The organism is Streptomyces malaysiensis subsp. malaysiensis (assembly GCF_040653035.1).
Classification (GTDB): Bacteria; Actinomycetota; Actinomycetes; order Streptomycetales; family Streptomycetaceae; genus Streptomyces; species Streptomyces malaysiensis.
The window spans coordinates 110,645-124,112 of sequence record NZ_JBEZNG010000023.1; the positions used below are offsets into that span (position 1 = coordinate 110,645).

13 protein-coding genes are annotated in these 13,468 nt (G+C 70.2%); 6 read left to right on the top strand and 7 right to left on the bottom strand.

Translation table 11 applies throughout. The features are described 5' to 3' along the window. Positions 1 to 197: 197 nt before the first annotated feature. The gene (locus tag AB0E24_RS34945; protein WP_069861617.1) at positions 198 to 635 is read right to left on the bottom strand and encodes a DUF6069 family protein; all 438 of its coding nucleotides are present in this window, start codon (positions 633 to 635) and stop codon (positions 198 to 200) included. Between the two features lie 434 nt (positions 636 to 1,069). On the opposite strand from AB0E24_RS34945, the gene AB0E24_RS34950 reads away from it, so the two are divergent. Both AB0E24_RS34950 and AB0E24_RS34955 read left to right on the top strand, forming a co-directional pair. Continuing rightward, positions 1,070 to 4,483: a CARDB domain-containing protein gene (locus AB0E24_RS34950; RefSeq protein WP_359383203.1), complete on the top strand. Its 3,414-nt coding sequence runs from the start codon at positions 1,070 to 1,072 to the stop codon at positions 4,481 to 4,483. A gap of 182 nt (positions 4,484 to 4,665) precedes the next feature. After that, entirely contained in the window at positions 4,666 to 5,601 is a 936-nt protein-coding gene (locus AB0E24_RS34955; protein ID WP_093704245.1) for a LysR family transcriptional regulator, read from the top strand. On the opposite strand, the gene AB0E24_RS34960 is transcribed toward AB0E24_RS34955, so the two are convergent. The 3 genes from AB0E24_RS34960 to AB0E24_RS34970 form a co-directional block, all read right to left on the bottom strand. Next, positions 5,550 to 6,293 carry an SDR family oxidoreductase gene (locus tag AB0E24_RS34960; protein ID WP_147967549.1) on the bottom strand — a complete coding sequence of 248 codons (744 nt, stop codon included), beginning with the start codon at positions 6,291 to 6,293 and terminating at the stop codon, positions 5,550 to 5,552. The two genes, AB0E24_RS34955 and AB0E24_RS34960, sit on opposite strands and share 52 nt — an antisense overlap. 39 nt (positions 6,294 to 6,332) lie before the next feature. Next, positions 6,333 to 7,109: an SDR family oxidoreductase gene (locus AB0E24_RS34965; protein ID WP_359383208.1), complete on the bottom strand. Its 777-nt coding sequence runs from the start codon at positions 7,107 to 7,109 to the stop codon at positions 6,333 to 6,335. A 173-nt stretch (positions 7,110 to 7,282) separates the two neighbouring features. Beyond that, positions 7,283 to 7,459, bottom strand: coding sequence for a hypothetical protein (locus AB0E24_RS34970; RefSeq protein WP_174882271.1), 177 nt, complete (start codon positions 7,457 to 7,459; stop codon positions 7,283 to 7,285). 273 nt (positions 7,460 to 7,732) lie between these two features. Here AB0E24_RS34970 and AB0E24_RS34975 point away from each other — a divergent pair, with 273 nt between their 5' ends. Next, positions 7,733 to 8,092 (top strand): hypothetical protein, encoded by a 360-nt coding sequence (locus tag AB0E24_RS34975; RefSeq protein WP_359383212.1) that lies wholly within the window; start codon positions 7,733 to 7,735, stop codon positions 8,090 to 8,092. Positions 8,093 to 8,115: 23 nt separating this feature from the next. On the opposite strand, the gene AB0E24_RS34980 is transcribed toward AB0E24_RS34975, so the two are convergent. Then, positions 8,116 to 9,168: an NADP-dependent oxidoreductase gene (locus AB0E24_RS34980; protein ID WP_435865358.1), complete on the bottom strand. Its 1,053-nt coding sequence runs from the start codon at positions 9,166 to 9,168 to the stop codon at positions 8,116 to 8,118. A gap of 69 nt (positions 9,169 to 9,237) precedes the next feature. Between AB0E24_RS34980 and AB0E24_RS34985 the strand changes: the two genes are divergently transcribed. The 3 genes from AB0E24_RS34985 (at position 9,238) to AB0E24_RS34995 (ending at position 11,413) form a co-directional block, all read left to right on the top strand. Next, positions 9,238 to 10,374, top strand: a complete 1,137-nt coding sequence (locus AB0E24_RS34985; protein WP_435865359.1) for a GlxA family transcriptional regulator — start codon at positions 9,238 to 9,240, stop codon at positions 10,372 to 10,374. Between the two features lie 153 nt (positions 10,375 to 10,527). Then, positions 10,528 to 10,908: a hypothetical protein gene (locus tag AB0E24_RS34990; RefSeq protein WP_370685075.1), complete on the top strand. Its 381-nt coding sequence runs from the start codon at positions 10,528 to 10,530 to the stop codon at positions 10,906 to 10,908. A gap of 310 nt (positions 10,909 to 11,218) precedes the next feature. Then, entirely contained in the window at positions 11,219 to 11,413 is a 195-nt protein-coding gene (locus tag AB0E24_RS34995; protein WP_359383216.1) for a hypothetical protein, read from the top strand. A gap of 11 nt (positions 11,414 to 11,424) precedes the next feature. Here AB0E24_RS34995 and AB0E24_RS35000 read toward each other — a convergent pair whose 3' ends face one another. Both AB0E24_RS35000 and AB0E24_RS35005 read right to left on the bottom strand, forming a co-directional pair. Continuing rightward, positions 11,425 to 12,147, bottom strand: coding sequence for a response regulator (locus tag AB0E24_RS35000; protein ID WP_079256816.1), 723 nt, complete (start codon positions 12,145 to 12,147; stop codon positions 11,425 to 11,427). Beyond that, complete coding sequence (locus AB0E24_RS35005) at positions 12,144 to 13,304, bottom strand: sensor histidine kinase (RefSeq protein ID WP_359383220.1); 1,161 nt, start codon at positions 13,302 to 13,304, stop codon at positions 12,144 to 12,146. The genes AB0E24_RS35000 and AB0E24_RS35005 overlap by 4 nt, the downstream gene beginning before the upstream one ends. Positions 13,305 to 13,468: the final 164 nt, after the last annotated feature.

Here is a 13,468-nt window from a genome sequence, read left to right on the forward strand (position 1 = left end):
GAACTCGCGGTCGTCCACCGGGAGTTGCCCGCCGGAGCCGGGCAGGGATCGTGGCGGCGTTCAGGACTGTCCGGATCCGGCGCGGCATCGGGACGGGGAAGCGCGCTTCTCTTGCGCCGGGTGCCCGACCCTGGACTCGTGCGCGCGGCGATGCGGCATGAGTCCAGAGTCGTCGGGCGGTCACGGGCGCGAGACGGTCAGGCGTCCGTCGACGTGGTGTCGGTGTCGGTGTCGATGCGCGGCAGGATGACGAGCAGTACGGCCGCCGCCGCGATCAGGTGCAGTACTTCGAGGGCCACGACGGTCAGCGCCTGGTCGGCGCCCACCAGCGGCCCGACGAGTAACAGCACGATGGCGACGGTCACGATCGTGGCGAAGGTACGCGCCGGCCGGGCGGTACGCCGGGCGATGAGCAGCGCGACGGTGCCGCCGACCAGGCTCACCAGCAAGGCCGCGAGGCCCGCCTGGACCGCGGTGACGGTGCTCTGGTCGCCGGACATGGTGACTTCGAAGTCGGCTCCGGCGGCGTCGAAGATCAGGTAGACCACGAGGACGGCGACCGCCGCGGCCAGGGCCGCGGGTATGACGAGGCGCGCGATGGCGGCGGTGGGGCGGGTGGATGCGGTGGAGGTCATGGAACTTCTTCCGTGGCAGGGAGAACAGTGGGAGGTGGGCCCGCGGATCGCATGGCGCGAAGGGCGGGGCCGCTGAATGGTCAGGTCATTCTGCTCGTTGATCGTTTCGAAGGGCGTGCTTCCGGCCACCGGCACATCCGGCTACGGCCCGCCGGGACAAGGGGCGTATGCGTCCCCGGCGGTCTGTGCGCGATCGCCGTCCCGCTGTCCCGCCCCCTGCCGTGGACAACGACCACCACCTGGGCGGAGCGAGCAGACGGCCCATCAAGTACTGCGCCGTACAAGGCCGTTGACAAAGTCGATGAGCGGTAGAAATCTGTCAAAGCATCGCTGCAAAAGATAGACGAAATCACTCAACTCTTGTACTGCGGCTGGCTCGGATCCACCGCGGCACCGTCTGGGCCCGCTGAACACCGTCATATCGAGAGGGCCTCATGAGAAGAAGACAGCACGGTCGGCGGTTATTCGCCGGGCTTGTGACGGCGGGTCTGCTCACGGTCGGGCCGCTGCCCATGACAGCCCACGCCGCGGCGGGAGCCCATGCCGCGGAGGGAGCGAATCTCGCGCTGGGCAGGCCGGTGACGGCCAGCGGGGCACACGGCTCCTACCCGGCGAGCAATGTCACCGACGGCAGCCAGGCTTCCTACTGGGAGGGTCCCCCGGGCTCGTTCCCGCAGTGGGTGCAGGTCGACCTCGGGACCAGGACGGACATCGACGAGGTGGTACTGAAGCTCCCCGCGTCATGGGAGTCCCGCACCGAGGCCGTGAGGGTCCAGGCCAGCGCCGACGGCCAGGACTTCACCACCGTGGTCGCGGAGGCGCGCAAGGACTTCTCGCCATCGTCCGGCAACGCCGTGGCGCTCGACGTCACGGCCGAGGCGCGGTACGTGCGCGTACAGGTGACCGCCAACACCGGCTGGAACGCCGCCCAGCTCTCCGAGGTGGAGGTGCGCGGGGAGGCCGGCGAGGAGCCTCCGGGGAACCCGCCCGCGGGCACCAACCTGGCCCTGCGCAAGCCGATCGAGGCGTCGTCGACCACCCAGAACTACATCGCGAGCAATGCCAACGACGGCAGCACCTCCACCTACTGGGAGGCGGGCGGCCAGTCCTCGACGCTGACCGCGAAGCTGGGCTCCGACGCCGATCTGACCGGTGTTGTCGTCAAGCTGAACCCCGATCCCGTCTGGAGCGCCCGGTCGCAGAGCATCCAGGTGCTGGGACGGCCGGTCGGAGGGTCCGGGTTCACCTCGCTGAAGGACCGGGCCGACTACGCCTTCAGCCCGTCGCAGAACAAGAACACGGTGACCATCCCGGTCACGGGCCGGTACGCGGACGTACGCCTCCAGTTCTTCGGCAACACCGGCGCCGGCGGCGGACAGGTCGCCGAGTTCGAGGTCGTCGGCACGGCCGCACCCGCCCCCGACCTGACCGTCACCGAACTCACCTGGTCGCCCGAGTCGCCCTCCGAGGCGGACGCGGTCACCGTCGAGGCGACGGTCCGCAACGCCGGGACGGCCGCCGCGCCCGCGACCACGGTGAACGTCAGCCTCGAGGGCACGGTCGCCGGCAGTGGCGCCGTCGGCGTGCTCGCACCGGACGCGTCGGTGAAGGTGCCGGTCAAGGTGGGTAAGCGGCCCATGGGCAGCTACACCGTCTCCGCCGTCGTCGACCCGGCCGACACGGTCGCCGAGCTCGACAACACCAACAACAGCCGCAACGCCGCCTCGAAGCTGGTCGTCGGCCAGGCCCCCGGACCGGACCTGGAGGTCACCGGCATCACCACCAACCCCTCCAGCCCGGCGGTCGGCGCCAAGGTCACCTTCACCGTCGCGGTGCACAACAGGGGCACGAGCACGGTGCCCGCCGGATCGGTCACCCGGCTCACCGTCGGCGGGACCACGCTGAACGGCACGACGGGATCCATCCCGGCCGGTGGCACGGCCGCCGTGGCCATCAACGGAGACTGGACCGCCACCAGCGGGGGAGCGACGCTCACCGCGACGGCCGACGCCACCGGCACCGTCGCCGAGACCAACGAGGACAACAACACCTTCGCCCGCTCCCTCGTCGTCGGACGCGGCGCGGCGGTGCCGTACACCGAGTACGAGGCGGAGGACGGCCGGTACGACGGCACCCTGCTGAAGACGGACGCCAAGCGCACCTTCGGGCACACCAACTTCGCCACCGAGTCCTCCGGGCGCGAGTCGGTCCGGCTCGACACCACCGGTCAGTACGTGGAGTTCACCTCCACCACGCCGTCCAACTCGATCGTCGTCCGCAACTCGATCCCGGACGCGGCGGCCGGCGGCGGCAGGGAGGCGACCATCAGCCTCTACGCGGACGGCACGTTCGTCCGCAAACTGACCCTGTCCTCCAAGCACAGCTGGCTCTACGGCACGACCGACGACCCGGAGGGCCTGACCAACCGGCCCGGCGGGGACGCCCGGCGGCTGTTCGACGAGTCCCACGCCCTGCTCACCGACACCTACCCGGTGGGTACGGAGTTCCGGCTCCAGCGGGACAGCGGTGACGACGCGGCCTTCTACATCATCGACATGATCGATCTGGAGCAGGTCGCGGCACCGGCGGCCAAGCCCGCCGAATGCGTCTCCATCACCGACTACGGGGCGGTGCCCAACGACGGCATCGACGACGCGGACGCCATCCAGCGCGCCGTCACGGCGGACCAGGAGGGCGCGATCCCCTGTGTGTGGATCCCCGCGGGCCAGTGGCGCCAGGAGAAGAAGATCCTGACCGACGATCCACAGAACCAGGGCCAGTACAACCAGATGGGCATCCGGGACGTCACCGTCCGCGGTGCCGGAATGTGGCACTCCCAGCTCTACTCGCTCATCCCGCCCCAGGAAGCGGGTGGCATCAACCACCCCCACGAGGGCAACTTCGGCTTCGACATCGACGACAACACCAAGATCTCCGACATCGCCATCTTCGGCTCCGGCACCATCCGCGGCGGCGACGGCGGCGCCGAGGGCGGGGTCGGGCTCAACGGCCGCTTCGGCAAGAACACCAAGATCACCAACGTGTGGCTCGAGCACGCCAACGTCGGCGCCTGGGTCGGCCGCGACTACTCCAACATCCCCGCGCTGTGGGGGCCCGGTGACGGCCTCGAGTTCAGCGGCGTACGGATCCGCAACACCTACGCCGACGGCGTCAACTTCACCAACGGCACCCGCAACTCCACCGTGTACAACTCCTCCTTCCGCAACACCGGCGACGACTCACTCGCGGTCTGGGCGAACAAGTACGTGAAGGACACCTCGACGGACATCGGCCACGACAACCACTTCCGGAACAACACCATCCAACTGCCCTGGCGGGCCAACGGCATCGCGGTCTACGGCGGCTACGGCAACACGATCGAGAACAACCTGATCTCCGACACCATGAACTACCCGGGGATCATGCTGGCCACCGACCACGACCCGCTGCCCTTCTCGGGCGAGACGCTCATCGCCAACAACGGCCTGTACCGCACGGGCGGCGCGTTCTGGGGCGAGGCGCAGGAGTTCGGCGCGATCACCCTGTTCGCCCAGGGGCAGAACATCCCCGGGGTCACGATCCGCGACACCGACATCCATGACTCCACCTACGACGGCATCCAGTTCAAGACGGGCGGCGGCGCGATGCCCGGCGTCCAGATCGAGAACGTCACCATCGACAAGTCCAACAACGGGTCCGGGATCCTCGCGATGAGCGGGGCGCGCGGCGACGCCACGCTGACCAACGTGACGATCACCAACTCGGCCGAGGGCGATGTGGTGAAGGAGCCCGGCTCACAGTTCGTGATCAACGGCTCCGCGAACCGGTCCTCCGCACCACGCGACTGACCGCCGTCACCGTCACCCGAGGACGCCCGCCACGGCGCACACGCGCCGTGGCGGGCGTCCGCCCGCTGCTGGGAGGCCCGCCGGTGGCCACGGGAATGTCCGTCGGCGGCACCGGGTTGCCTACGGTTGCGACGATGACAACCGGTGGGCCGCGGTCCACCGCGGGAAGGGAACGGGAGCCGATGAGCCTTCGGCAGTTCGAGTACGCCCTGGCCGTGGCCGAGGCGGGCTCGGTGACCGCGGCGGCGGAGCTGCTGCATGTCGCCCAGCCGTCGGTGTCCCAGCAGATCCGCGGCCTGGAGCGGGAGCTCGGCGTGGAACTGTTCGCCCGCACGCCGACCGGGCTGGTGCCCACCGTGGTCGGCCGCGCCTTCCTGCGGGAGGCGGAGGTCGTGGTGAGCGCCGCGCGGCGGGCGAGGGCGACGGCGCGGGCCGGTGCCGATCAGCTGGTGGGCGAGCTGGTGGTCGCGGTGCAGATGGGCTTCGGCACCCGCCAGCTGCCGGGGGCGCTGGGCGCGCTGCGCCGCCGCTTCCCGCGGCTGGAGGTCACCGTCTTCGAGGAGCCGAGCTCCGCCGAGCTGGAGCGGCTGGGGCGCCGGGGCGTGCTGGACCTCGCCCTGATGGCGGCGTGTGAACAGACCCCCGACGACGCCCACCACCTGGGCGACGAGGAATTCGTCGTGGTGCTGGGCGCCGGGCACCCGCGGCTCGCCGCGGACCGGGTCGAGCTGCGCGAGCTGGAGGGGGAGCCATGGGTGAGGTTCGACCGCGACAGCGCGCTCGACGGAGTGCTGCTGGAGGTGTTGCGGAACAACGATCTGGCTCCGACCACGGCCGCCCGGGTGTCCCAGACGGCCACGGCCGTGCGCTGGGCCGCCCACGGGCTGGGGGTGACGCTCGTCCCGGCCTCAGCGGTGCCCCACGGCCATGAGCACCTCGTCCGCCCGGTCTTCCCGGCCGTGTCCCAGCCCGTCATCGCCGTGCTCCGGCACGCCGCGGGCCCCGCGGAGACGGCCCTGCTCGAACTCCTGCGCAAGGAGACCTGGTCCGAGCCGGTAGGACCAGCTCAGAGCTGGGTGGCGCCTCCGTCCACGGCGAACTCGGCACCGGCGGTGTAAGTGGCGTCGAAGGCGAGGAACGCGGCCGCCCTGGCCACCTCGTCGGGGGTGCCGAAACGCCGCATGGGATTGTCCGCGACCCGCTGCGCCTTGAACCGCTCGGCGTCCTCCTCGGTCATCGTGGCGTCCAGAATGCCCGTGTCGATGGGACCGGGGCTGACCGCGTTGACACGGATTCCGCGCGGAAGCAGTTCGCGAGAGAGGCTGCGGGCCATCGAGCGCAGCGCCGCTTTACCGGCCGCGTAGACACTGGTGTCCACCATGCCGATGACGTTCGCGACCGAGGTGGTGAGGACGACACCGGCGCCCGTGGCCAGCAGCGGGGCGAGCTTGCGCACGGTGAAGTAGGCGCCCTTGACGTTGATCGCGAACAGCTCGTCGTACATCTCCTCGGTCGTCGACTCGAAGGGTGTGAGGGTCGCGATACCGGCGTTGACGAACAGGGCGTCGATCGTGCCGAGTTCGCCCTTCACCCGGTCGGCCAGAGCGTCCAGGTCGGGCAGTGAGGCCACATCGCCCCGGACGGCCACCGCGTTCTCGCCGAGCCGCGCCCGCGCGGCGTCCAGCGTGGTCCGAGAACGACCGGTGATCACCACCCGGGCTCCGCCGTCCACCAGCAGCTTGGCCATGGCGAACCCCATGCCACTGCCGCCACCCGTGATCACCGCATTCTTGTCGGTGTATTTATCCATGCCAGATTCCTTTGTTTCTTCTCTCACGACTCGGCGGGGTCAGCCCCTGGGGAATTCGCCGCCGTCCACGAAGAGATTGCTCCCGGTCAGCCAGCCCGCCCGGTCGGACACGAGGAACAGCACCGCCTGGGCGATATCGTCCGGCCGGCCATCGCGCCCCAGCGGGGGAGCGTCGTCGACATTGGTCAGGGCCGGCCCGGCGGCCAGGCGCGCCCACTGCTCCCGCGTCGCCTCGCCGCCGGGGGTGGCGACCCTGCCGGGACTCACGGTGTTGACCCGGATTCCGGACGGGGCCAGCTCCAGGGCCAGTCCCCGGCTGTAGTTCTCCAGCGCCGCCTTCGCCGTCGTGTAGTGCAGGAACTGCCCTACCGGGGTGCGGACCGCGGCCGAGGAGATGTGCACGATCGCCCCCGAACGCCGTTCCCGCATCTCCGGTACCAGCAGCGAGTCCAGCCGCACCGACGCCAGGTAGTTCAGGTCCAGCGCGTTCTGCCACTCCTCGTCGGGGATGTCCAGAGCGCTCTTGTGCGGTCCCGCCCCGCCCGCGTTGTGGACCAGGATGTCCACCCCGCCGAGCACCTCCCGCGCGGCCGTGGCGAGCGCCTCGGCCCCGGCCCGGGTGCGCACATCGGCCGCCACGAAGGTGGCCCCCTCCGGCGCCGTGCTCGTCGCCGACCTGGCGGTCGTGAGCACCTCGGCGCCCGCGTCCAGGAGCCCGCGCACGACGGCCGCTCCGATGCCGCGCGAACCACCCGTGACCAGGGCCCGCTTTCCCGCGAATTCTCGCGTTCCCGATCCATTCTCGCTCGTGGCCATGCCACCGGTCCTCTCGATCGCGTATTCGTCCGCTCGACGGAAAAGGGGTCGATATGCGCAGAGCGCGATTCTCCGGGGAATTCGCGGTGAGCACCTCGTCGAGCTGTTTCACGGTAGATCGGGAAAAGAACGAGAGGCAAAGACCAAATGTCAGCAGACGCTATAGGCAACTCCTATGGCCCCGACCGGACTCCAAAAGCCCCGGTCGGAGGTCGACGACGGGCGCTGAGCAGGAACATCTGACCGGAGACCGTGGGGTCGTACGCCGTGCGGTCCCGGTCCAGATCCACCAGCCGGGCCAGGTGGTCGGCGTTCGTTCCCGCCGCGCCGGCCCCATCCTGGTCGCGCACGCCCGCAACCCCTTCCGCGGACCACGCGAACTCCTGGTGGCCATGGGCGACGTGGTGCGGTTCGCATGACGGACCGGGACACCGCCCAGGACCGGAACCGGAGCGCGGCGGCCCACCGGGTCGAGGGATTCCGGCTCTCGTTCCAGCAGCAGCGCATCTGGCGGGCGTACCACCCATACCGCACTCGCGGACATCGGCGGGGAAGGCGGCGAAAACATCGAATGGACGGCGCGGGACCTGCGGACACTTCCCGACGCGGACATCCCCGGGCAGGTGGACACCGCGGTGCGGGCCGAGCGGCTGCGACCGGCCGGCATCGAGGACACCGCCCCCCTGCGCGCATGCCTGCTCAGGCTCGCTGATCAGCGCTACGCACTGCTGACGACGACCTCGAGCCTGTCCGCCGACAGCCGGACCATGCGCCGCCTGGTGACCGAGCTCGCCCTCGCCTACGACGGGCGCCACTCCTCGTCGGACAACACCTCGCCGGACCGGCGGGGGCTGCTGATGGTGTCGTACAACTCCATCGACAACGCGCCGCCCCATCCGGTCCGCCCCGAATTCCTGGTGGGCCGGAACACGGATCAGCCGAAGCCGCGGTGGGACACGCGTTTCCCCCTGGAGGCGGGCTGAGGCGCGGCCCGCCCACACCCGGCTCAGCGCACGGTGATGACCAGCTTGCCCGTGGTGCGGCCCGTCTCGCCCTGGACGTGGGCCCGGGCGCCTTCGGCGAGGGGGAAGGTGCCGGAGACATGGGGGCGGAGCTTGCCCCGCTCGACGAGGTCGGCGATGGCGCGCATCCCGGCCCGGTCATGCTCGACGATCAGGGTGACGGCACGGACCTGTGCCTTCTCCGCCGCGGCCGGGGTGTCCTGGGCGCCCGGCAGCAGGGAGACCAGGACGCCGCCGGGGCGGAGCACGCTCACCGAACGGGTGGCGTTCTCCCCGCCGAGGGTGTCGAGGACGACGTCATAGCGCTCCTCGGTGTCGGTGAAGTCCTCGGTGCGGTGGTCGATGCGGGCATCCGCGCCGAGCTCGCGCAGGAAGTCGTGCTTGGGGGCGCTCGCGGTCCCGGTGACGTGTGCGCCGCGCTCCTTGGCGATCTGTACGGCGAGATGGCCGACACCCCCGGCCGCGGCGTGGATCAGCACCCGCTGTCCGGCCCGGAGGTCCGCGGTTTCGACGAGGGCCTGCCAGGCGGTGAGCGCGGCCAGCGGCAGGGCGGCCGCCTGGACGTGGTCGATCCCGGCGGGCTTGGCGGCGAAGGCGCGGGTGGGACCGGTCACGTACTCGGCGTGGGACCCGGCCCCGTGCGGGTAGGGCAGCATGCCGAACACCTCGTCACCGGGCTGGAAGAGGGTGACGCCGAAGCCGGTCTCCAGCACGGTGCCGGAGACGTCCCAGCCGAGGGTCATCGGCGGGGGCGGCAGGAAGATGGACATGGCGCGGTGCTTGAAGTCCGTGGGGTTGAGCCCGGCCGCGTGCACGGCGACGAGGATCTCCCCGGGGCCGGGCGCGGGCCGCGGAAGCTCGGTCAGCCGCAGAACCTCGGGGCCGCCGAGGGCCGTCTGGTGCAGGGCCAGCATCACGGGGGCGGCGTCCGGGGCGCCTTCCGGGGCGGCGGGGTTCGAGGCGGCGGGGTTTGGGGAGCCGGCGGCGGCCGCCGGGTCCGGAGAGTCGAGGTTCTCGGAGGTGTCCGTCGAAGTCATGCCTCGATCCTGGCCGTACGGACCGGTCCGGGCGATGGCAAGAAGGTCAGCCTCCGATACATTCTGGCCATGACCGTCGACCCTGCCGCCCGCCGCGTTCCCGGTGTCCGCGCCACCTCCACCGCCCGCCCCGCGTCAGCTGCACCCACCCTGGCCCGCGACCTCGCCGACCGCGTGGCCGAACTGGACCGCCGGATGAGCCCGGCCCCGCGGCCCGGCGCCCACAAGGCCGTCGTCCTCGCCCTCGACGGTGTCTACCCCTTCGAACTCGGCATCCCGCACCGGGTCCTGGGCTCCGCGGACGGTCGCTACGAGGTGCTGTCCGCGAGCGTGGACGGGCGGCCCGTACGGACCGACTCGGACCTGACCGTCACCCCCGGGCACGGCCCCGAGGTGCTGGCCGAGGCGGACACCGTGGTCATCCCGCCGTACGCGATCACCCGTGCCTCGGCCGCCGCCCCGGACCCCCAGGCCCTCGCCGCCCTGTCCCGGGTCCGCCCCGGCGCCCGACTGGTGTCCATCTGCACCGGTGCCTTCCTCCTCGCCGCCGCCGGTCTCCTGGACGGGCGCCGGGCCACCACCCACTGGGCCCTCACCGGCCACTTCCGGGAGCTGTTCCCCCGGGTCGAACTCGACGCCGATGTGCTCTTCGTCGACCACGGCGACGTACTGACCTCCGCGGGAGCGGCGAGCGGTGTCGACGTCTGCCTGCACCTGGTGCGCCAGGACCACGGCAGCGAGGTGGCCAACCAGGTCGCCCGCTGCTGTGTCGTACCGCCGTACCGGGACGGCGGGCAGGCGCAGTACATCGAGCGGCCGCTGCCCCCGGCGAGCGAAACCGGTACCGGGCCGACCCGCGACTGGGCGCTGCGACGGCTGGAACTGCCGCTGTCGCTGGACGAGTTGGCCGCGCACGCGGCCATGAGCACCCGTACCTTCGCCCGGCGCTTCCGGGAGGAGACCGGTCTGAGCCCCGGCCGCTGGCTGACCCAGCAGCGGCTGCGGCGGGCGCGGCACCTGCTGGAATCCAGCGACCTGCCGGTGGAACGGGTCGCCCACGAGGTCGGCTTCGCCACCGCCACCTCACTCCGCCGCCATCTGGCGGCGGAGGCCGGTGTGGCCCCGTCGGCGTACCGGCGCACCTTCCGCGCCTCGGGCCCGGTCGACGGTCCCCGGTCAGTGCCGGATTCAGGCCGGTCCGGCTGACAATAGAACTGGCGCCCTCTCATTTCAGGGCACTGTACGCCCCGATGCGGAATCAATAACGCCCCGGGAACGTCGGTGTGAAACGAGTGTGAAGGAGGTTTCGGTTGGCCTGACCCGGCAAGGGGGAGCTCCATGAGTTACCCCCATGGCCGCATAGCGGATAACGGTCAGTACAACAACAATGCACATCACCCATACCCCGGCAACTCCGTCGATCACTCCGATGTCGATCGGCGTCGGGCACGTAATGGAAGGGGTATGGGTGCAAACAGGACAGCGCTGGTCATTCACAGCCTCGCAGACATCGCTGCCATTTTTCTGGGTTTGTGGATCCTGCTGTACATGCTCGACGCGAATCAGGCGAATGTCTTCGTCGACTTTGTGCACGGTGTGGCGGACTGGCTCGCCGGCTGGTCGCAGGACATCTTCACGATGGACACGGAGGGCGTTCGCGTCTTCCTCAACTACGCCCTGCCCGCGGTGATCTACCTGGCCATCGGCCATGGCGCGGCAGCCTGGATCCGACGGCTCTGACTCCTCACCCTTCCGGGTGGACGGCGGCCGGTACCCCTTCATGCCGAGGGGTACCGGCCGCTGTCGGCATCTGTGGGTGGTGGGCGAACGCGAGGAGGGCGCGGGCGGGCACTGTGTGCCCGCCCGCGCCACGCGCCCTGCCGTTCCTGAACCGGGGGGGACCGGTGATCGACCAGGGAGGGCGCGCGCCGATGACCAATCGGCATTACGTACAGCGCCGCGCGGCAAATCCGTGTTACTCCTCGCCGTTTTGGCTCGGCATACGCCCACACACTCCACTCGATCCTGGCCGGGTAACACGATCCGGGTCGTGGACGCTGAGGGTGGTGATGCCGTCATCACCGTGGTGGAGTGGCGGCTGTGCGCAGCCGTGGCCGAGGAGGTGGAATACCGGCTGGGTGCGTTTTACTTGCCTGCCCGGGATTCCTTGTCCATCGGTCGGCCAAGTGGCGCTTCGATCGCGGCACTCGGCTATCACTTCGGTGATCTTTCAACCGGTACATGATGTCGGGCGGTTCAGGTGGCGCGGCGGCGACCGCTTCCCTTGCGCCGAGCCGGTTTCTCCGCACCGGGCGGCGGCGCCGGAAGCGGTGTCACGAGCTGGTGGGAAGCCACATAGATGACGACCTGGGTGCGGTCGCGCAGGCCCAGCTTCGCGAGGATCCGGGAGACATGTGTCTTGACCGTCTCATCGCCTATGCCGAGGCTCCGTGCGATCTCCGTGTTGCTGTGTGCCTGGGCCATGAGCATCAGGACCTCGTACTCGCGGGCCGTCAGCCTGTCGAGCGCGGTGGAGGACGCGGGCGGGGCGATGCTGCCGGCGAAGCGGGAGATGAGACGGCGGGTGACCGAGGGATCGATGATGGCATCACCTCTGGCCGCGATGCGGATGGCCGCGATGGTCTCCTCGGGAGGGACGCTCTTCAGAAGGAATCCGCTGACTCCCATGTGCAGGGCGCTGTAGACGTAGCTGTCCTCGTCATACGTGGTGAGCACGATGACCTTCGTGGTGTTGCCCGGTCTGTTCAGGATGCGTTCGGCCGCGCGGAGACCGTCCAGGCGCGGCATGCGGATGTCCAGAATGGCCACGTCGGGCCTCAGCCTGGCGGTTTCCTCGACAGCTGCCTGGCCGTCGGCCACTTCCGCCACACAGCACAGGTCGTCCTGGGTGCTCAGGACCGCGTTCAGTCCGGAGCGGAACATGGCGTGGTCGTCGGCCAGGAGGATACGCAGACTCATGTGCCGTCCATGGAGAAGGTGACGGATGTCTTCCAGTCGGCTCCGCCGTTGATCGGTCCGTACGAGGCGAAGCCGTTGAACATGCGGGCTCGGCTGCTGATGCCCTCGATGCCCCGGTGCGGAGAGTCGTCCACCAGACGTTTCGAGGAGGCTGTCGGGTTGATCGCGGTGACCGTGATGCGCGAAGTCCCGTAGCGCAGGGTGATGTCCACGTGGCCGTCGCCGTGGCGAAGAGCGTTGGTCAGCATCTCCTGCACCACACGATAGACGGCGATGTCCAAGGATCCTTCCAGCTCCTGGCGGGCGCCCTGAACGCTCACGTTCGTCTTGAGCCCGGCGGCGGACATGGCGTGAACCAGTTCGCCGAGGTCGCCCAACCCCGGTTGCCGTGCGCCCTCCGCGGGGCTGTCGTGCAGGAAGTCCAGCAGCCGGCGCAGGTCGAGGAGGGCCGCGCGGCTGGAGGTCTCCACCGCCGTGAGCGCCGCCGAGACCGGAGACCCCTCCTTGGCGGACAGCCCGAGACGGGCGGCCCCGGCATGCACACCGATGGCACTCACATGGTGGGCTATGACGTCGTGGAGGTCCCGGGCGATGGCGCTGCGGTCCTCGGCGATGGCATCCGCGAGGTTCTGCCGGGCGATCTCCCGCTCCCGGACGGCCCGCTGTTCCAGTTCGGCGATATGAGCGCCGCGAGCGGTGGTGTACCGGCCGACCAGCCATGCGAGCAGGGCCTGCTTCACCGCGCCCAGCAGAATGGAGCGCCACTCGGTGAGATCGGTCGTTCCGCCGAGTGTTTTGGCCCCGATGGACCCCGCGGCCAGGTACAGGAGAGCCAGAACGGCCCGCCGGCCGTTCAGCCAGGCCCCGGCCCGGTAGGCCGCTATGAGCAGTCCGGCGTCGTTCGCGTCCGGCAGCGCGCCGCCGCCGGGCAGGAGCAGCGCACTGGCCACGGCCAGGGCCGCCTGGGCGAGCGCCACGACTCCCGAGAGACGGGCCGAACTCGCCAGCGCCGCGTCCACCAGGACGATCCCCACCAGCAGGCACCAGAAGGACAAGGGGGGATACACATGCCAACCCTCGTAGTAGAAGGTGAGCGTATCCGCGAGCAGGCAGAACCCCGCCACCATGACGGACTGCCGGGTCAGGGACCCACTCACGTCCCGAATCTGAACGGACACGGCCCCTCTCTCAGGGCGTCTGTACGCCCGCACGCGGGCATGCCGGAAGTGGCAGTGCGCAAGGTGAACGCCGCCTCGTACGCGGCCGGTTGAACCGCCTCGAACGCGGCCGGTCGAACCAGGCGTGCACATATAGTGCACGA